Source organism: Jeotgalibacillus terrae, from assembly GCF_016908195.1.
Lineage (GTDB): Bacteria > Bacillota > Bacilli > Bacillales > Jeotgalibacillaceae > Jeotgalibacillus > Jeotgalibacillus terrae.
In genome coordinates this window covers 1-19,198 of record NZ_JAFBDK010000025.1, presented here as the reverse complement: position 1 = coordinate 19,198, position 19,198 = coordinate 1, and the positions used below count along the sequence as shown (strand labels likewise).

Sequence of the window (19,198 nt, the reverse complement as noted above, 5' to 3'; positions counted from 1 at the left end):
TGAAGGTTTGTCATGTCCTATTTTTACGGGCTTCTTTCAGACTTTTCAATATTCAATAGACAGCGTGCGTGCTACAATAAGAAAAAAGTGGAGGGGATTTTATGAGCGTACAACAGGTTTATAATAAATGGGTTACTTTTGACGGCCTGGACCAGGAGATTCACGCTGAACTGGCAGCTATGAAAGGCGACGATAAGGCAATTGAAGATGCGTTTTATAAAAACCTTGAATTTGGCACTGGCGGCATGCGCGGAGAGATCGGTGCGGGAACAAATAAAATGAATATTTACACTGTCCGGAAAGCTGCGGAAGGACTCGCCAAGTACATAGAAAAAAACGGTGAAGACGCTAAGAAGCAGGGTGTCGTGCTGGCTTATGACTGCCGCAGAAAATCTCCGGAATTTTCACTTGAGATTGCACGTACGCTGGCTTCTCACGGAATTAAAACGTATGTGTTCGAATCACTGCGCTCGACACCTGAACTGTCATTTGCCGTTCGTCACCTTGGAACGTTCATGGGTGGAATGACTACAGCCAGTCATAACCCGCCGGAATACAACGGGTTTAAAGTATACGGCGCTGATGGTGCACAGCTTAATCTGAAGGATGCTGATGATGTGATTGATGAAATCAACATCATTGAAAATGAACTGGATATTCAGGTGAAGCCTGTTGATGAATTAAAAGCCCAGGGACTGATTGAAATGGTTGGGGCAGATGTGGATGACGCTTACGCAGAGCACTTGATCACTGTATCTGAAAAGCCGCAGATGGCAAAAGAAACGGATCTGAAAGTTGTCTTTTCTCCACTTCACGGCGCATCGAATGTAATGGTTCAGCGTGGATTGAAAGCACTTGGGTATGATGTGCATGTGGTAACAGAGCAGGAACAGCCTGACTCTGAATTTCCGACACTTAAGTCTCCCAATCCTGAAGAGCCGGGGGCATTTGAACTTGCGATTCGTGACGGTAAAGAGATTGGGGCAGACCTGTTAATTACTGCAGATCCGGATGGAGACAGACTGGGGCTTGCCGTACAGGGACCGAACGGTGAGTATACACTGCTGACAGGAAATCAGACTGGAGCTATATTGCTCGACTATCTGCTCGCGCGGAAGAAAGACAAAGGTCAACTGCCTGAAAACGGTCGTGTATTCAAAACCATTGTAACGTCAGAGATCGGGCGGAAAGTAGCTGAGCATTACGGGGTAACAGCTGAAGACGTCCTGACAGGATTCAAATTCATCGGAGAAAAAATTAAAGCGTATGAAGCAACTGGTGAATATACATTCCTGTTTGGTTACGAAGAAAGCTATGGCTATCTGGTAAAAGATTTTGCGCGTGATAAAGACGCGATTCAGGCTGCACTGCTTGCGACAGAAGCAGCTGCTTATCATAAAGCTGAAGGAAAGACATTGTATGAAGTACTGCTGGCACTATATGAACAGCACGGTTACTTTAAAGAAGACCTAGAGTCGATCACGATGAAAGGTAAAGACGGAGCTGAAAAGATTCAGTCACTGCTTTCATCTTTGCGTGAAAAGCCATTGTCTGAAATTGCAGGGCTGTCAGTTGATGCACAGGAAGATTACCTGACATCACTGCGCCGTCACTCAAAAGAAGGAGCAGAATATAAGATCAATCTCCCTTCATCCAACGTACTGAAATATTTCCTTGATGATGGTTCGTGGGTATGTGTACGACCAAGCGGAACAGAACCGAAAATCAAATTCTACTTCAGTGTAGTCGGGTCAACACTTGAAAACAGCGAAGAAAAACTCAACAGCATCAAAGACTCATTCATGGAAAAAATCCGAGCTGAATTGAATAATTAATTCTTTCTAAAAAGTTGAGAAAAAGTATTGGTTCTTAACTGAATCACAGGTGAACGTAGCGGAAGGCGGTGACTCCGGGACGATTAGCGGGATAGCTGAGACCCCGCAACCGAAGGTGAGGAGGCTCAGCAACCACCGCTCGGAAAGCACCGCCTGCAGCGCAGTGAACCGGTTATTGAATAAAGAGGCTGAGACACCATTGTCGCAGCCTCTTTTCAGTCCAATGACTGATTAGTTCAACCCTGTTTTTACCCTATAATAAAAACAGATGAAACGGATGGTGATCGCATGAACGACCCAACTCATGTAACAATCCTGAAAGAAATCGCTGAACTTCTCAATGAAGAAACAGAAATTGAGTCGATGCTTCAGGGTTCACTCGAAAAATTCCTTGAAGGAACTGACTTCCACACCGGCTGGATCTTTTTTATTGAAGAGACTGGCAGGCACACGCTGATTGCCCATGAAAATCTTCCTGAGGTACTCATGCAAAAAGATTGCTTTTATATGAAAACCGGTGGCTGCTGGTGCGTAAACCGCTTCAGACAGGGGAGATTGAAAAAAGCCTCGAATATTATTGAGTGCAAGCGGATTACAGAAGCCCTGGATAAAAGCAGCGAGAACCCAGAAGGCATCACACACCATGCGACAGTGCCACTTCAATCGGGAAGTGAACGTTTCGGGTTATTGAATGTTGCTACGCCCGGGAGAAGAAGCTTTGAAGAACATGAACTCGCGTTGCTTGAATCCGTAGCTTTTCAGATCGGTTCTGCTATCAAGCGGATTCAGCTGACGAAAAAAGAACAGGAAGTAGCGCTGATGCAGGAGCGTAACAGGTTAGCGCGGGATCTCCATGATTCAGTGAACCAGTTATTATTTTCAATGACGCTTACTGCAAGAGGAGGGGCGGAAATGTCTGATGATCAGGATGTAAAAGAGACATTTCACAGCCTTCAATCCCTTGCGCAGGAAGCATTGACTGAAATGAGGGCGCTGATCTGGCAGCTCCGTCCAAAAGGAATGGAAGGCGGACTTACTGAAGCGTTGGATGGATTTGCAGAGATGCTTGGACTGAAAGCATCCATCAAGATAGAGGGAGTACTGAATCTGCCCGCCAAAGTGGAAGAAACGATTTTCAGAATTGGTCAGGAAGCTATTACAAACTGTAAAAGACACGCGGAAGCAGAAGATATTTATATCTGGATTGAAGCGAAAGGCGATAAAATTGAGATGACGATCCGTGATTTTGGCAGGGGATTTTTCCCTGAGCATACAGACAAAGTGCCATCAGTCGGCTTATCAAGTATGCAGGAGAGAACGCGTCTGCTAAACGGTGAGTTTTCGTTAAAAAGTGCCCCGTCAGAAGGAACACAGATTAAGGTAATACTGCCTTACTAGGAGGAACTGCAGTGACGATAAAATTACTGATCGCTGATGATCATCATGTTGTAAGAAGAGGACTCGTTTTCTTTTTAAAAACACAAAAAGATATTGAAATTGTCGGAGAAGCAAAAAATGGAGTAGAGGCAGTTGCGATGGTGAAGAAGTTTCAACCGGATGTCGTACTCATGGACCTCGTGATGCCTGAGATGGACGGAATCGAAGCAACGAGAGAGATTAAGCGTGCACTGCCATCAACAGAGATCATGATGCTGACAAGCTTTTCGGATCAGGATCATGTGGTGCCTGCCATTGAAGCAGGTGCTGCAGGTTATCAGTTGAAGGATATAGAGCCTGATGAACTTGCCGACTCAATCAGGAAACTTGTAAAAGGTGAAAATACGCTTCACCCAAAGGCCACCAGCCACCTGATGACAAGGGCTGACCCGGAACAGCAGTCTCCTCATGAAATTCATCAACTGACAAAAAGAGAGAAAGATGTGCTGCTTGAGCTTGCGAAAGGGAAAAGTAATAAAGAGATTGCTTCTTCACTGTTTATTACAGAGAAAACAGTGAAAACGCATATATCCAATCTTTTCTCAAAGCTTGAAGTATCAGACCGTACGCAGGCTGCGCTCTATGCAGTCAGACACGGACTCGCTTCACCTGATAGAAGGTTGTAGATGAAACCGGAATACACTCGTTCCGGTTTTTTGCATGTCTGCAAGTACATCAGACTGATTGAGCCGCTTTTAAAATGGGTAACACAAAAGAAAGACAAAAGGAGGACTTCATCATGAAAGCACTGTTATTAAAGGATAAAGGAACATGGAGGGACATGAAGGTTGAGGAATTTGAAAAACCCGTTCCTGCAGTAGATGAAATTCTTGTAAAAGTAAAGGCAGCCGGATTGAATCCGGTCGATTATAAAACAGGACAAAACGGATCGCCGGCCTGGAGTTACCCTCATGTTCTGGGGCTGGATGCAGCAGGAATCATTGAAGAAACCGGTTCAGAAGTAACGGATGTTAAAAATGGGGACCGTGTCGTATTTCTTGCAGACATGACCCGAAAAGGTGCGTTTGCTGAATATATCGTAACAAAAGCACATACCGTTTCGGTCCTGCCGGAAGAAGTTTCATTCACAGACGCTGCAGCACTGCCGGTCGCTGCCTATACAGCTTACCAGGCATTGTTTTTCAAACTCCATATTCAAAAGGAAAAGTCGATTCTGATTCACGCAGGCGCAGGCGGAGTAGGCGGGTTTGCCATTCAGCTTGCGAAGTATGCAGGGTTAAAAGTTATTACAACAGCTTCAGAGAAAAATCATGATTATGTCAAACAGCTTGGAGCTGATTACGCGATTGATTATAAAAAGCAGGACTTTGTTGAGAAGGTAAAAGAGTATACAGATGGCTTGGGCGTGAACTATGTGCTGGATACGGTAGGCCGTGAAAATGCTACGAAATCCCTTGAGACTCTTGCGTATAATGGACATATCGCATTTATTGCAGGTCAGCCTGAAATGAATGAATCAATCTCATTTGCGCACCCGATCTCATTTCACCATGTAGCACTTGGCAGCGTTTACCAGTCAGGTAATTCTGATGAAGAAAAGTTACTTAAGACGATTGGTGATCATCTGGTTGAGCTGCTGGCTAAAGGTGAAATTGAAAGTCTGGTCAATCAGGTTATTTCGCTGGAAGAAGTACCTGCAGGACTTGAAGAGCTCGAGACCAGGAAAGTAAAGGGCAAAATTGTTGCAGAAATCCATTAAAGAAGACCGGGAGCGGAGGCTTCCGGTTTTATTTTGTAATGTAATACTATTGGGATTCGCGGAATATCATGTATAAGAGGTGATTTGCGTGGACTCAAAAGTACTGGCTGCAGCGATTGATGAAGTCACTGAAATTGCAAAAGGATTCGGTCTTGACTATTACCCGATGCGCTATGAGATCTGTCCTGCATCAGTCATATATACATTCGGTGCGTACGGAATGCCTGCGAGATTTTCCCACTGGAGCTTCGGAAAACAATATCATAAAATGAAAATGCAGTATGATCTTGGATTGAGTAAGATCTATGAACTTGTAATTAATACCAACCCGTGCTATGCCTTTTTACTTGATACAAATACACTGATACAAAATAAGTTGATTATTGCTCACGTCCTCGCTCACAGTGACTTCTTTAAAAACAACATCAGGTTCAGTCAGACAAACCGTGACATGATTAAACAAATGAGTGCTACATCTGAGCGGATCAAAGCTTATGAAAAAAAATACGGTATTAAAAAAGTAGAAGAATTTCTTAATGCGGTACTCGCAATTGAAGAGCATGTGGATCCACTGCTTTTTAAAGCAGTAGAACAGCAGTCAGATGACAGACAGATAAAGAAAACACCGGAACCATATAGTGATTTATGGGACGAAATGCCACAACAGGATGAAAAAGAAAAGAAAAAGAGATTCCCTCCCCAGCCTGAGAAAGATCTCATGCTTTTTATTCAGTCACACAGCAAAGAACTAGAAGAGTGGCAGAGAGATATTATGACGATGGTACGTGAAGAAATGCTGTATTTCTGGCCTCAGCTTGAAACAAAAATCCTAAATGAAGGCTGGGCAACTTACTGGCACCAGAAAATCATGAGGGAGCTGCCGCTGACTGAAGAGGAAACCATTGAATATGCAAAGCTTAACGCAAACGTTGTCCAGCCTTCTAAAACATCAATTAATCCATATTATCTTGGATTAAAACTGCTTCAGGATATTGAAAAAAAAGAAGCAGACCAACATGGTAAAGACGCGGGCAGAAAAAAACTTTTTGAAGTGAGAGAACTTGAGTCAGACCAGTCATTTATCAGAAATTACTTCACAAACGAGTTTTCACGACAGGAAGACCTTTATTTATTTCAGCAGTTCGGTAAAGATTATAAAATTACTGATAAGGATTTTGAAGCGGTCAGAGATGAATTGATCCAGTCCAGAGTAAATGGCGGATTTCCATGTTTATACGTTGAAGACGGTGATTACATGAAAAACGGTGAGCTCTATATTAGACACGCTTATGAAGGAAATGAACTTGATCTTCATTACCTTGAAAAAGTGCTTCATTATATCTATCAACTTTGGGGAAGAACAGTTCACTTTGAAACAGTGGTCAATCAGAAAACTTTTTGTTTTACATGCAGCGGCCGCGGGGTATATAAAAAACAGGTTGACTATACAACTTGAGCAGATCAATTGAAATGATCTGCTTTTTGTTTTAGTATTGTTCTGTATTCGAGATAAATGAAAATATGTATTTAGCATTGCAACTTATTAAAGTTAAATCATGTTTAGCACAGCAGTTGATTGTAGCGGAAGGGGACGACTCCAGCAGGAGAAGTCGGACAGGTGAGACCCCGCAGAGCGAAGCTCGAGGAGGTCCGATTGAATCGGAGCCAAAAGACGGCTCATGCGGAAAGCGTTCCCCTGAAGCGGAAATCAACTGCACGACTAAACAGAGACTAACATTATGTAATAATCATTTAAAAAGGAGTTTTTCATCATGAGAGTACTACTAGTCAAAGCAAACAACCGACCATCAGATCAATCAGTATCTGCAAAAATGCACGACCTGTTTTTAGAAGAAATTAAAAATAATGAAGAGATTACAATCGACCATGTCGATCTATATAACGAAGAACTTCCATACATTGGTCAGGACTTCCTGGCTGCACAGTTCAAGTCAGCGGAAAGCGCGCCATTGAATGAAAAAGAGGAGAATGTTCTGACAATCGCTAACAGTCATCTTGACCGTTTCAAGCAGGCGGATGTTGTAGTTTTCGCATTCCCGCTATGGAACTTTACGGTACCTGCAGTCCTTCACACGTACATGGACTATCTGTTCCGTTCAGGTGAGACATTCCGCTACACTGCAGAAGGTCCCCAGGGGCTTATGGGTGACAAGCGTGCAATCCTGCTGAATGCACGTGGCGGAGACTACTCAGCTCCAGCAATGCAGGGTGCTGAAATGAGTGTTAACTTTATCAAAAATGCACTTGGCTTCTTTGGTATCCAGCAGCAGACTGATGTCATTATTGAAGGACATAATCAGTATGTTGACCGCACAGAAGAAATTAAAGAACAGGGCTTCAAGCGCGTTGTTGAAGTTGCAAAAGACTTAAGTGCAGTAGCAGCACGATAATATATTCAAAAGCAGTTCCGTCTACTTTGCGGAACTGCTTTTATTTATGTGAAGCGATAGGTTATCATACTTTAAAAGGGGTGGGAGCATGGATTACATAAAAAACCTGAGACAGAAGATCGGACACGACCCGGTTAACCTGGTTGGTGTCACAGTAGTGGCATTCAATGATAAAGGTAATATTCTTCTGCAGAAACGGCCTGATGGTGTGTGGGGACTGCCCGGTGGACTGATTGAACTCGGTGAATCAACTGAAGCAGCTGCAAGAAGAGAAGTGAAAGAAGAGACTGGTATTGAAATCGGCACGCTTGAACTGGTGACTGTTTTGTCCGGAGAAGACTATTATGTAAAGCTGCCAAATGGTGATGAATTTTTTGCGGTAACTGTCGTTTACTATTCAAAAGATATCAGCGGCGAATTAACTGCAGATGGAATTGAAACAATAGAGACTGACTTCTTTCCGCCGAATGAACTTCCGGAAGGTATCAGTCCGAGAATTAAGAAGATGCTTAGAGATTCAGCAGATCATCTTTCGAACTTTGGGAAAAAGTAAAAGAAGCTTTCCGGCTCATCCGGAAGACTTCGTGTCGTTATAAAAGTGTATGAAGCATAACTGCCGCTATCCCAAGACTTAAGATAAAATAATTTTGAATACCGCCCGGCTTTTCCTCACGTGATGCAACCTCTTCCAAACGCTGAAGCAACTGATCTTTTTTCATCCAGATCCACTCCGTTCATCTGCAGGTAGTCTGATTATATACAAAAAAGTAAGCGCTTTCAATTATAAAATTGAATATTTAGTTAATTCGGGCTGTATGTTTTATCAAATAATAACCCCCTGATACGAACCGGTATCAGGGGGAGAGCGGATTAATGTCCTGAAGCTTTAGCGCCCGGCTGATCATATACTGAAAGCTGATCAACCAGCTCATTACTCTCTTCATTTAATCCTGTTAATTTAACTTTAACACCATTCTGCTGTAATTTAATTGCAACTTTATCAACTGCATGAATGGCTGAATCATCCCATAAATGCGCCTTTTTAAAATCAAAAATAACTGTATCGATCCCTTTAGTATCGTAATCAATTGCAGATACAAAATCAGTCACTGAAGCAAAGAAAATCTGACCGTCAACGCGGTAAGTAATCATTGAAGCGGCCTCGTCAATTTCTTTGTCGATGTGTACTTTAGAAATTTTTGCAGCAAAGAAAATCGCACTCAGAAGTACCCCTGCAAGTACACCGATTGATAAATCATGAGTAATCACAACTGTCGCAACAGTCACGATCATGACTGCAGCATCCGACCTTGGCACCTTATGGAGTCTCATTAGAGAGTTCCAGTCAAATGTACCGATAGATACCATAATCATGACACCAACGAGAACAGCCATCGGTATCTGTACAACAATATCAGTCAGAATCATAATCAACCCAAGCAGGACAATACCTGCAGTAAAAGAGGACAGACGACCGCGTCCACCTGACTTTACATTGATTACAGCCTGTCCAATCATCGCACAACCTGCCATACCGCCAAAGCATCCGGTAACCATATTCGCAATACCCTGACCTCGCGCTTCTTTATTCTTATCACTTGGTGTGTCAGTCATATCATCCACAATCTGAGCTGTAAGGAGAGACTCAAGCAGACCTACTATTGCAAGTGAAATTGAATAAGGTAGAATAATCATCAGTGTTTCAAATGTAAATGGCACATTTGGAATCAGGAAAGAAGGGAGGGTTTGTGAGATCGTTCCCATATCACCGACAGTTTTCGTTCCAACACCTGTAGCCATGACAAATCCAGTCACCACAATGATGGCAATCAATGGGGAAGGAATTGCCTTGAAAAACCTCGGTACAAGATAAATAATTGCAAGTGACACCGCCACTAATCCATACATAATCCACCCGGCACCTTCGAACTGTTCAAGCTGAGCCATAAAGATCAAAATTGCCAGTGCATTAACAAAACCGATCATAACCGAATTTGGAATAAAGCGCATCAGCTTCCCGAGCTTTAACACACCCATAATCAGCTGAATGAATCCGGTCAAAATGGTCGCAGCGAATAAATACTGTAGCCCGTGATCAGCAACGAGCGTGACCATTAGAAGAGCCATCGCACCAGTCGCACCAGAGATCATTCCAGGACGGCCTCCGATAAATGCAATGACAACAGCGATACAAAAAGCAGCATAAAGTCCAACCATCGGGTCAACACCTGCAATGATTGAGAAGGCAATGGCTTCAGGGATTAATGCAAGGGCCACAAGTATACCGGACATAATGTCCCCGCGCACGTTACCAAACCATTCCTGTTTATATTTAGTTAAATCCAATTTAATAATCTCTCCTTTAAATATATTTTTTCGACTTTTCACTCTCAGAAAAGTCAGGGTCCGTTTATAACGAGAAGAATTATAACATATTTTTATAGAATGAAAAATTTCATGTAAGCGTATTAAAGTCGTTAATAGTATTCTATACTCTTGAATGCTATGATTTAATAGACTGGTTCATAAAAATGACATGAATGAAATATTGACTGTCCATTTTTTTCAATACAAAAAGACTGCCCAATTGGACAGTCTCTGTAACTTACGATAATTTATATACTCTTGCTTCATAAGGCTTCAATACCACAGTTGTAGTATCGTCGTGTGCGGCTACAGGAAGGTTATTCAGCAGAAGGTGATCAAGGCTGATCTTAAAATCAAGATCCTCACAGATTGCATCTTTTGTTGAAAGATTAGTCAGTACAACAACTTTTTCATCCTCAAGCGTTCTCGTATACGCATAGATCTGATGGTGTTCAGGAAGAATCAGATCATAGATCCCGTAAGTGAAAATATCATGTTCTTTTTTCAGTGCAATCATTCGCTTATAGAAAGAAAGGACAGAGTTTTCATCTTTTAACTGATCTTCAACGTTAATATCTTTAAAGTTCGGGTTCACTTTCATCCATGGTGAACCTGTTGTAAATCCTGCATTACCTTCAGCAGACCACTGCATAGGTGTTCTGCTGTTGTCACGTGAAGATGCCCACAGAATGCGCATAATATCTTCATGCGCTACACCATCTTCACGGCGGATACGGTATAGGTTTTTCGCAGAGACATCATCATAGTCATCGATAGAATCAAACTGAACGTTTGTCATGCCGATTTCCTGACCCTGATAGATAAATGGCGTACCCTGCATCAGGAAGTACATCGCTGCCATAGATGTTGCACTTTCATACCAGAATTCATCATCATTACCCCAGGTTGATACAACACGCGGCTTATCATGGTTTTCAATAAACAATGCATTCCAGCCATTGTTTTCAAGACCTTTTTGCCATCTCGTCAATACTTTTTTCAGTTCAACAATATCAAGCTGAAGATTGGTTTCAGCATCCCAGAGACCGAGGTGTTCAAATTGGAATATCATATCCATTTTCCCTTTTTTCTCACCAACCCACAGGTCAGCTTCATCGATCGATACGCCATTGGCTTCGCCGACTGTCATAACGTCATACTGGCCGTATGTTTTTTCTTTGAACTCTTTTAAAAGAGGCTGGATACCTTTTTGGTTCATATGCATATCGAAAGAAGACACATATTTTTTCTCTTTAGGGTTTGGCATGTCAGGAAGTTTTTTGCGCTTTTTAATATGACTGACTGCATCAATTCTGAAGCCGTCAATCCCTTTATCAAGCCAGTAATTGACCTGGTCATAAATGGCCTGGCGTGCTTCAGAATTTTCCCAGTTCACATCCGGCTGCTTTGTAGAGAACACGTGAAGATAATACTGGTCGGTTTTCTCATCATATTCCCACGCAGATCCGCCAAAAATACTTTCCCAGTTATTCGGCTCAGCAATGGTTTTCCCTGATTTATCTTTCTTACCGTCGCGCCAGATGTACCAGTCACGCTTTGGACTGTCCTTAGACTCGCGGGATTCCACAAACCATTGGTGTTCATCACTCGTATGGTTCGGTACAAAATCGATAATTAATTTCATATCACGCTTATGCACTTCTCTCAATAAGGTATCAAAATCCTCCATTGTACCGAAGTCATCCATAATCGCCTGGTAATCAGAGATATCATAGCCGTTATCATCGTTAGGGGATTGATACATTGGACAAATCCAGATCACATCAATTCCAAGGTCTTTTACGTAGTCCAGACGCTGAACGATACCCTGCAGATCACCAATTCCATCACCATTCGAATCCTGAAAGCTTCTCGGATAGATCTGATAACCGACAGCTTCTTTCCACCATATTTTTTTCATCAGTACGGCACCTCCATATTTTATGCAATCGCTTGCACTAACAATCAAATAAAATGCTTTGTCTGCAGTGATTTTGTAAAGACTGCATTACAAAGCGTACATGTATTTCATTCACTTTTTATACCCATTTATTTTACCGTCTATAAAGGCATTACGCAATATTTATTTAAAATAAGCGTGCTGGCCGAGGCCTGCAGGCGGGAATACTGCAGTTGCCGGATAGAACGCTACAGCTGTTAGGCGAAATACTACAATTGCGAAGCGAAACACGACAGCTGCCAGACGAAACGTTACAACTGTTAAGCGAAACACGACAGCTGCCAGACGAAACGTTACAACTGTTAAGCGAAACACGACAGCTGCCAGACAAAACGCTACAACCGTCTACAAAAAACACTGAAATTAACACCAGAAATAAGTCCTTCAACATAAATAAAAGAAACCGCGCACATTTGCGCGGTTCACTCTACAAAGCTTCTGTTGTCCGTATGGATGCTGGAGCAGTTTCAACTTCAGTTGTAGAAATTTCTTCTTCAGACAGCTTCCATACTTCCAGATAAAGAATATGGTAGCCTTCTACATCGTTAACTCTGAACACATGGCCCTGTTCGTACAATTCATCGCCAACTTCAGCATTAAAGTTTCTTGTCATGAACCAGCCGCCGATCGTATCAACGTCTTCTTCATCAATTTCAATGTTCAGCAGTTCATTGACACTTTGAACAAGTACTTTTGAATCCAGAATAAAGTGATGTTCATTAATTTGCTGAACGTCCGGAATTTCATCAGCATCGAATTCATCCTGAATTTCTCCGACGATTTCTTCTATAATATCTTCCATCGTGACAAGGCCGGATGTTCCGCCGTATTCGTCAAGCAGAATTCCCATATGCATCCTGTCTCTCTGGAACTTATGAAGCAGTTCATGAATTGGAATACTGTCGATGACCTGAATAATCGGGTGTGTAAACTCAGAAACAGGACGCTTGCCGTTATTCTGATCCTCAATAAACGCTGTCATCAATTCTTTCATATTAATCATACCGATAATATTATCGCGGTCACCGTCTTCAGTTACCGGATAACGTGTATACTGCTCTTCTTTCATGACTTCAAATACTTCAAGCAGCGTAAGGCCGCTGTCTACACTTGCAATTTCTGTTCTTGGTACCATGATTTCTTTCGCAACACGCTCATCAAATTCAAAAATCTTATTTACGAATTTGTACTCTGACTGATTAATCTCACCGCTCTTTAAGCTTTCAGATAAAATCATGCGTAGTTCTTCTTCAGAATGAGCCATATCATTGGACGTCGAGTGCTTTAATCCAAGTGCTCTTGTCAAAAGACGGGCTGAACCATTCAGGAATCTGATGAAAGGATAAAGAATGCGATAAAACCAGAGTAGAGGTGTTGCAACCATGAGTGTAATTTTTTCTGCCTGCTGTATCGCAATAATCTTGGGAGAAAGCTCTCCAATCACAACATGTAAAAACGTAATCAGTGAAAAAGCAGCTGCAAATGAGAAAATTGAAATCCATGAAGCCTCAATGCCTGTAAAGAGCGGTGCAATCATGTGTGCGATTGTCGGTCCGCCAATCCATCCGAGTGCCAGCGCTGAAACTGTGATTCCAAGCTGACAGGCAGATAAATATTCATCAAGATTATCAGTGATCTTTTTTGCCCTTGCTGCCCCGGGATGACCTTCCTCAAGTAACTGGTCAATCCGTGTGGATCTCACCTTTACAATCGAAAATTCAGAAACCACGAAAAATGCAGTACATGCAAGTAAAACAACGACCAAAATTAAATTGTCTATCTCCAATGATGCGAGAGCATTCCAGTCTGTTCAGGAAGCTCTCTTCCACCTCCTGTAAATGTTAGTGTGTAAGCATCAGAGATCGTCCGTGCAGAACGAAGGTTCTTCAGGGGACTCACTCTGAGCTTTTATGCCATTGACAAAACGGACCGCTATACAGTTCAGGTTCATAACCCCATCAGATTTCCTCCATTCTCAAGTTTATTGCCTATATTCTACCACAGTCAGCAAAATTTTTACCACTGAATTTCATTTAAGCTACATCGTGTCCAAGCACGGCCTGATAGATTCTGAACCACTGGTGGGCATCCATATTGAACGATTGGGCACCTGCAGCAGAACGGATTCTGTCAATTTTACCTGTTCCTGCGACCACAGAAATGTTTGCCGGATGGGCATATAACCATGCATAAATGACTTCATCCAACTGTGAAGTGCCGATTTCCTGACCGACTTCATTTAATGCCTCGCGTATTCTTACCGCTTTTTCATCAGTCCCCGTCAGAATCTTTCCCCCTGCAAGAGGAGACCAGGCCATTGGCGGTGTCTTTTTTTCAAGTGAAAGATCGACTGTGCCATCTTCAAAGTTCTCAAGGTTATATGGACTAAGCTCAATTTGATTTGTAAGCAGTGGCTGATCTATATAGCTTTCAAGCATGTTGAACTGGCTTCTTTTAAAGTTTGATACGCCAAAGTGTCTGACTTTTCCTGACCGGTGAAGCTCATCGAAAGCTGCCGCAGTTTCTTCAGGGTTCATGAAAGGATCCGGTCTGTGGATCAGTAGCAGATCGATTGTATCAGTTGAAAGGTTTATAAGTGACTGTTCAACTGATGAGATAATATGCGCTTTACCCGTATTGTAATGATGACTTCTATGGGCAGGGCGGTTAGGGGACTCAAGAACAATCCCGCATTTCGTTACAAGCTCCATTTTTTCACGCAGTGACGGCTCGAGTGCAAGTGCCTCTCCAAAAAGCGCTTCGCACTGATAACTTCCATAGATATCTGCATGGTCAAATGTCGTAATCCCAGTATCGAGCACTTCTTTGATCAGGGAGAGACGTTCTGATTTTGACAGGTTCCATCCTGACAGGTGCATCAGTCCGTGAACAGTTTTTGAAATCGAAAAATCCGATGCTAGTTGTACTCTTTGCATAATAAAATCCTCCATTTATGAATAAGTGGATAGCAATGTGAAGATGATGAATATAATTGCGATCATCCTGATTACCAGTTCTTCGGCAGTTACACCGATCATATAGAGTGCCAGGATCAATAATGCACTTTTGATCAGTTCGGCTTTTCCAGGCTTTGAAACAGATAAAATTGACAGCAGGATAAACAGCGGAAGTATGTATAAGAGCGCTGCAGAGACAGCAGGAGTAGTGATGAGTAAAGGAATCAGTACCATCAGAATGACTACTCTGGTTTTCTTCATCAGTCGGCCCTCCTGCTTTCGCAAAACAAGTTTCTATACTGTATGATAATATCATACAAATTCAATCATCATAAACAACTGGAGGGTGAAAGTATGAGTTTTACATTCAGCAGGGAGGAAGCTGTGGAGTTTGATCAGCATGATGAACTCTCCGCATTTCGTGATCAATTTTACATAAAAGATGGCCAATATTATTTAGATGGAAATTCACTCGGGCTTTTATCCAAAAAAGCTGAACAGTCAGTACTGAGTTTGCTTGACAGCTGGAAGAGCTATGGCATTGAAGGGTGGATGGAAGGTGAACATCCATGGTTTACACTATCTGAGCAGCTCGGTGAAAAAACGGCGCCGCTGATTGGTGCAAAACCAGCTGAAGTGATTGTAACAGGTTCTATTACAGTCAATCTTCATCAAATGCTTTCAACTTTTTATCAGCCTGAAGGAAAAAGAACGAAAATTGCAGCAGATGAACTGAATTTCCCTTCTGATATTTATACGCTTCAAAGTCAGATCAAGTTAAAAGGCCTTAACCCGGATACAGAACTTATTAAAGCTGCTTCTGATAATGGTACAACTTTATCAATTGAGGAAATTGATCGTGTATTAACGGATGAGGTTGCTGTTTTACTATTGCCTTCTGTTCTATACCGGAGCGGGCAGCTGCTGCCTATGAAAGAACTGACAAAGCGCGCTCATGAAAAAGGCATTATTGTCGGTTTTGATCTTGCGCATTCAATCGGTGCTGTGCCGCATGAGCTTCATGATTGGGACGTTGACTTTGCAGTATGGTGTAATTATAAGTACATGAATAATGGGCCCGGGGGAACAGGCGGACTGTTCATACACGAGAAACATCATGACAGACTGCCTGGATTAAAAGGGTGGTTCGGTTCAAATAAAGAGAAACAGTTTGATATGGCTCATACATTTACAAAAGCTGATGGTGCAGGGGCATACCAGATCGGCACGCCGAATATTTTATCAACTGCCCCGCTGATTGGCAGCCTTGAATTGTTTGAAGAAGCAGGTATTCATAATCTGAGGAAAAAATCGTTGCATCAGACGCAGTATATGGCTGATTTCTTTGAGCAAAAGCTGAGGTCATTTGGTATGAAAAAAGTGACACCTTCTGCTGATGAAGAACGTGGAGGGCACATTGCACTTCAGCACCCTTATGCAGCAGGCATTTGCAAAGCGATGAAGGCAGATGGAATTATTCCGGATTTCAGAGCGCCTGACATTATCAGACTGGCACCTGCAGCATTTTATACAAGTTATCAGGATCTATATGAAGCCATGCAGAAGATACAGAAAATCATGGTAACAGAAGATTATAAGAACTATTCGAATGAAAGAAATGTCATTGCGTAAGGAGGGGAAGCAGATGAAACTGATCGACATTTCAATGACGCTAAGCAAAGAGACGCCAAACTGGCCGGGAGATACACCTTTTCACTATGAAATCGCATGGCCGATGGCAGAAAGCGGGTCTGTTAATGTAGGGAAAATCGAAGCAAGTACTCATATCGGCACACATATAGATGCCCCTTTTCACTATGACGATGCGGGACAGAAAACAGATGAACTGGACTTAAACAGGTATTTTGCCAAGGCTGCTGTGATCGATTGTACAGGTCTGTCAGAGATTAAAAAAGATCATATTAACTTTAAGGGTGAAGCAGTCACTGCTGTCCTGTTTAAAACATGCGCGTGGCAGAATCGTCAGGTCTTCCCGGAGAGTATTCCTGTACTCGGTACTGAGGTACCTGCTTATCTGAAAGAACAGGGCATTAACCTGATTGGTGTTGATCTGCCTTCTGTTGATCATCTTGAGAGTAAGGAGCTGCCTGTTCATCACGCACTGTATGCGCAGCATATCAATATATTAGAGGGAATTGTACTCGATGAAGTGGAGGCAGGGATGTATCAGCTGATCGCTATGCCATTGAAAATTAAAGGCGGGGACGGCAGTCCGGTACGTGCAGTACTCATTTCAGAAAAGTAGAAAAAAGCCCCCACTGCTGATATGCAGGTGGGGGTTACACAGCTGATGCTGAAAGATCTTTTTCAAGCTCGCGGATTTTAAGTGCAATTTCATCACATATTTCCTGAAACATCGCCCACTTTGTAAAAGGATCAGTTGCTCTTTTTGCAGGGTTAACGATATTCCAGTTAATTACTTTGTCGGAAAATGACGGGTGAATACTAATTTCCTCGTCTATTTCCGGATCCTGTATCAGGACAATCACATCCGCGTTCCTGAGGTCGCTTTCACTTATGCGATACGGTGTAATCGATGCTATATCTATACTGATTTCTTGCATTGCCTGTAAAGTGAAAGGATTTTTTCTGGCGTCGGTCCATCCTGCACTCTTAAAAACAGTGCCGGGAATATAAAGTCTTGAAGCCCATCCTTCAGCGATTGAGCTGCGTTCATGGTTTGCTGATATAAAGTAAATGTATCGATCTGCCATACGAACAGCTCCTTTCATTTTTCAACGCTTTCATAATTCACTATACCCATCTTTAATTAAATATATGCACATAGACCTGTTTTCCGGCGCATTATTTGATTTCTGTGCGGTTAGCAGGTAAATTGATTTGGGTATAGAGTAAAAACGGAATGCTTAAAAATATGAGGATGGAGGACGCTGTATGAAACTTAATCTGACAGCTAAGATAATAATAGGGTTAGTACTTGGTATTATCGTAGGCCTATTATTAAATATATTCGCGCCTGATCTGTTTAGTACATTAAATACATACTTATTCAATCCGCTCGGGGAAATATTCCTTGGATTAATCAATATGCTTGTTGTGCCAATTGTTTTCTTTTCGCTGGTACTCGGTGTGGCCGGGCTTGGCGATACGAAAAAACTTGGCAGAATGGGTGTAAAAACAATCCTGACTTTCCTGACCACGACTGCAATTGCAATTACCATCGGACTGACACTTGCAACGGTCATTCAGCCGGGCAGTGATTCACTATTTACCCAGGAAGAAAAGGATGCTGCAACTTTTGAAGAAGAGGAATCACCTTCAGTTGGAGAGACTTTATTGAATATCATTCCTGAAAATCCGGTCATGGCAATGGCGGAAGGAAATATGCTGCAGATTATCGCATTTGCTATTTTTATCGGATTTGCCCTTACGGTACTTGGAGATAAGACAAAAGGTGTCTATCAGCTTTTTGAACAGGGGAATGACATTATGATGTTCCTCGTTGGAATTGTGATGAAGTTTGCGCCGTATGGAACATTTGGCCTGATTGCGTCAGCTCTTGGGGAAGCGGGGCTGGATTCCCTTCAGAGTATTTTGATGTATGTACTGGTTGTGCTGCTGGCACTATTGATTCATGCAGCAGTAACTTACAGTTTTATCATTGCATTTCTTGCTAAAAAGAGCCCGATCTGGTTCTACAAAAACTTTTTCCCTGCAATGACTGTCGGCTTTAGTACATCTTCAAGTAATGCAACACTGCCGATTTCAATGGAAACTGCACAGAAAGAACTGAAAGTATCTAAAACTGCAAGTTCATTCGTTCAGCCCCTGGGTGCGACAATTAACATGGATGGAACAGCCATTATGCAGGGGGTAGCAACAATCTTCATCGCCCAGGTGTATGCTGTAGATCTGTCATTTGTAGAACTGTTAACGGTCGTATTGACTGCTGTGCTTGCGAGTATCGGAACTGCCGGGGTGCCGGGTGTCGGAATGATCCTTCTTGCTATGGTACTCTCACAGGTAGGTCTTCCTGTCGCTGGTATTGGTCTGATTATCGGAATCGACAGACTGCTTGATATGACAAGAACAGCGATTAATATTTCCGGTGACGCTGCAGTTGCACTATTCGTATCGGAATCAGAAAAAAAGAGAAAAATTAAAGAACAGCGCGGTGAAGCGTAATTCACAATATCTCCACTCGCATTTTGTGTGAAAGATTGTATACTAAAAGCAAGATGAAAAGAAGGGGTAGAGTACAATGAACCTCGGATTTGGAGAAATACTCATTATACTATTTGCAGCGCTTATCGTGTTTGGTCCGTCAAAACTGCCGGAGCTTGGCAGAACAGCCGGTAAAACACTTTATGAATTTAAAAAAGGGTTGAATTCAGTTACGAAAAATGAACAGCCTAAAAAACCGTCCGGGGAGTAATGATATGCTCCCCTCTAAGTAGACAGATTAAAAACAAAAATCTGTTTGCCTAGGGGGGAGCTTTTCTATGTCTTATAAACGTTATTCTCTTGAG

The 19,198-nt window shown here is 42.4% G+C and carries 19 protein-coding genes; 11 read left to right on the top strand and 8 right to left on the bottom strand.

The features are described from left to right. Positions 1–101 precede the first annotated feature (101 nt). From JOD21_RS17405 to JOD21_RS17375, 7 genes are all read left to right on the top strand, one after another. Positions 102–1,835, top strand: a complete 1,734-nt coding sequence (locus JOD21_RS17405) for a phospho-sugar mutase (protein ID WP_204730805.1) — start codon at positions 102–104, stop codon at positions 1,833–1,835. A gap of 288 nt (positions 1,836–2,123) precedes the next feature. After that, positions 2,124–3,233, top strand: a complete 1,110-nt coding sequence (locus JOD21_RS17400; protein WP_204730804.1) for a GAF domain-containing sensor histidine kinase — start codon at positions 2,124–2,126, stop codon at positions 3,231–3,233. A gap of 11 nt (positions 3,234–3,244) precedes the next feature. Further along, on the top strand, positions 3,245–3,898 hold the full coding sequence (locus JOD21_RS17395) for a response regulator (RefSeq protein ID WP_338032926.1): 654 nt from the start codon (positions 3,245–3,247) through the stop codon (positions 3,896–3,898). A 113-nt stretch (positions 3,899–4,011) separates the two neighbouring features. Next, a complete protein-coding gene (locus JOD21_RS17390; RefSeq protein WP_204730803.1) occupies positions 4,012–4,992 on the top strand; it encodes a zinc-binding dehydrogenase in 981 nt (326 codons plus the stop codon). Between the two features lie 88 nt (positions 4,993–5,080). Beyond that, on the top strand, positions 5,081–6,448 hold the full coding sequence (locus JOD21_RS17385; RefSeq protein ID WP_338032924.1) for a SpoVR family protein: 1,368 nt from the start codon (positions 5,081–5,083) through the stop codon (positions 6,446–6,448). A 316-nt stretch (positions 6,449–6,764) separates the two neighbouring features. Beyond that, entirely contained in the window at positions 6,765–7,403 is a 639-nt protein-coding gene (locus JOD21_RS17380) for an FMN-dependent NADH-azoreductase (RefSeq protein ID WP_239581674.1), read from the top strand. Positions 7,404–7,491: 88 nt separating this feature from the next. Next, on the top strand, positions 7,492–7,956 hold the full coding sequence (locus JOD21_RS17375) for an NUDIX hydrolase (RefSeq protein WP_204730801.1): 465 nt from the start codon (positions 7,492–7,494) through the stop codon (positions 7,954–7,956). Positions 7,957–7,993: 37 nt separating this feature from the next. Here JOD21_RS17375 and JOD21_RS19525 read toward each other — a convergent pair whose 3' ends face one another. From JOD21_RS19525 to JOD21_RS17345, 7 genes are all read right to left on the bottom strand, one after another. After that, positions 7,994–8,122, bottom strand: a complete 129-nt coding sequence (locus JOD21_RS19525; RefSeq protein WP_275579612.1) for a hypothetical protein — start codon at positions 8,120–8,122, stop codon at positions 7,994–7,996. A gap of 151 nt (positions 8,123–8,273) precedes the next feature. Beyond that, complete coding sequence (locus tag JOD21_RS17370; RefSeq protein WP_239581673.1) at positions 8,274–9,749, bottom strand: SulP family inorganic anion transporter; 1,476 nt, start codon at positions 9,747–9,749, stop codon at positions 8,274–8,276. Positions 9,750–10,008: 259 nt separating this feature from the next. Beyond that, positions 10,009–11,691 carry a glycoside hydrolase family 13 protein gene (locus JOD21_RS17365; protein WP_204730800.1) on the bottom strand — a complete coding sequence of 561 codons (1,683 nt, stop codon included), beginning with the start codon at positions 11,689–11,691 and terminating at the stop codon, positions 10,009–10,011. Between the two features lie 162 nt (positions 11,692–11,853). Further along, positions 11,854–12,045 carry a hypothetical protein gene (locus tag JOD21_RS17360; RefSeq protein WP_204730799.1) on the bottom strand — a complete coding sequence of 64 codons (192 nt, stop codon included), beginning with the start codon at positions 12,043–12,045 and terminating at the stop codon, positions 11,854–11,856. A 112-nt stretch (positions 12,046–12,157) separates the two neighbouring features. Beyond that, complete coding sequence (locus JOD21_RS17355) at positions 12,158–13,516, bottom strand: hemolysin family protein (protein WP_204730798.1); 1,359 nt, start codon at positions 13,514–13,516, stop codon at positions 12,158–12,160. Positions 13,517–13,763: 247 nt separating this feature from the next. Then, complete coding sequence (locus tag JOD21_RS17350) at positions 13,764–14,666, bottom strand: aldo/keto reductase (RefSeq protein WP_204730797.1); 903 nt, start codon at positions 14,664–14,666, stop codon at positions 13,764–13,766. A 15-nt stretch (positions 14,667–14,681) separates the two neighbouring features. Beyond that, entirely contained in the window at positions 14,682–14,948 is a 267-nt protein-coding gene (locus tag JOD21_RS17345; protein ID WP_204730796.1) for a hypothetical protein, read from the bottom strand. A 93-nt stretch (positions 14,949–15,041) separates the two neighbouring features. Between JOD21_RS17345 and kynU the strand changes: the two genes are divergently transcribed. Together kynU and kynB are read left to right on the top strand one after the other, a co-directional pair. Continuing rightward, positions 15,042–16,319 (top strand): kynureninase, encoded by a 1,278-nt coding sequence (gene kynU / locus JOD21_RS17340; protein ID WP_204730795.1) that lies wholly within the window; start codon positions 15,042–15,044, stop codon positions 16,317–16,319. Between the two features lie 13 nt (positions 16,320–16,332). After that, positions 16,333–16,953 carry an arylformamidase gene (gene kynB, locus JOD21_RS17335; RefSeq protein ID WP_204730794.1) on the top strand — a complete coding sequence of 207 codons (621 nt, stop codon included), beginning with the start codon at positions 16,333–16,335 and terminating at the stop codon, positions 16,951–16,953. 34 nt (positions 16,954–16,987) lie between these two features. Here the strand turns inward: kynB and JOD21_RS17330 are convergent, their stop codons facing one another. Further along, positions 16,988–17,422: an arsenate reductase/protein-tyrosine-phosphatase family protein gene (locus JOD21_RS17330; RefSeq protein ID WP_204730793.1), complete on the bottom strand. Its 435-nt coding sequence runs from the start codon at positions 17,420–17,422 to the stop codon at positions 16,988–16,990. Between the two features lie 181 nt (positions 17,423–17,603). Between JOD21_RS17330 and JOD21_RS17325 the strand changes: the two genes are divergently transcribed. Both JOD21_RS17325 and JOD21_RS17320 read left to right on the top strand, forming a co-directional pair. Next, positions 17,604–18,854 carry a dicarboxylate/amino acid:cation symporter gene (locus JOD21_RS17325; RefSeq protein ID WP_204730792.1) on the top strand — a complete coding sequence of 417 codons (1,251 nt, stop codon included), beginning with the start codon at positions 17,604–17,606 and terminating at the stop codon, positions 18,852–18,854. Positions 18,855–18,930: 76 nt separating this feature from the next. Beyond that, positions 18,931–19,104, top strand: coding sequence for a twin-arginine translocase TatA/TatE family subunit (locus tag JOD21_RS17320; RefSeq protein ID WP_204730791.1), 174 nt, complete (start codon positions 18,931–18,933; stop codon positions 19,102–19,104). Positions 19,105–19,198 lie beyond the last annotated feature (94 nt).

Bases quoted from the DNA above. Each gene is read 5' to 3' on its own strand.
- JOD21_RS17405 (WP_204730805.1), top strand. From the start codon at position 102: ATGAGCGTACAACAGGTTTATAATAAATGGGTTACTTTTGACGGCCTG.
- JOD21_RS17400 (WP_204730804.1), top strand. From the start codon at position 2,124: ATGAACGACCCAACTCATGTAACAATCCTGAAAGAAATCGCTGAACTT.
- JOD21_RS17390 (WP_204730803.1), top strand. From the start codon at position 4,012: ATGAAAGCACTGTTATTAAAGGATAAAGGAACATGGAGGGACATGAAG.
- JOD21_RS17380 (WP_239581674.1), top strand. From the start codon at position 6,765: ATGAGAGTACTACTAGTCAAAGCAAACAACCGACCATCAGATCAATCA.
- JOD21_RS17375 (WP_204730801.1), top strand. From the start codon at position 7,492: ATGGATTACATAAAAAACCTGAGACAGAAGATCGGACACGACCCGGTT.
- JOD21_RS19525 (WP_275579612.1), bottom strand. From the start codon at position 8,122: ATGAAAAAAGATCAGTTGCTTCAGCGTTTGGAAGAGGTTGCATCACGT.
- JOD21_RS17365 (WP_204730800.1), bottom strand. From the start codon at position 11,691: ATGAAAAAAATATGGTGGAAAGAAGCTGTCGGTTATCAGATCTATCCG.
- JOD21_RS17350 (WP_204730797.1), bottom strand. From the start codon at position 14,666: ATGCAAAGAGTACAACTAGCATCGGATTTTTCGATTTCAAAAACTGTT.
- JOD21_RS17345 (WP_204730796.1), bottom strand. From the start codon at position 14,948: ATGAAGAAAACCAGAGTAGTCATTCTGATGGTACTGATTCCTTTACTC.
- kynU (WP_204730795.1), top strand. From the start codon at position 15,042: ATGAGTTTTACATTCAGCAGGGAGGAAGCTGTGGAGTTTGATCAGCAT.
- kynB (WP_204730794.1), top strand. From the start codon at position 16,333: ATGAAACTGATCGACATTTCAATGACGCTAAGCAAAGAGACGCCAAAC.
- JOD21_RS17330 (WP_204730793.1), bottom strand. From the start codon at position 17,422: ATGGCAGATCGATACATTTACTTTATATCAGCAAACCATGAACGCAGC.
- JOD21_RS17325 (WP_204730792.1), top strand. From the start codon at position 17,604: ATGAAACTTAATCTGACAGCTAAGATAATAATAGGGTTAGTACTTGGT.
- JOD21_RS17320 (WP_204730791.1), top strand. From the start codon at position 18,931: ATGAACCTCGGATTTGGAGAAATACTCATTATACTATTTGCAGCGCTT.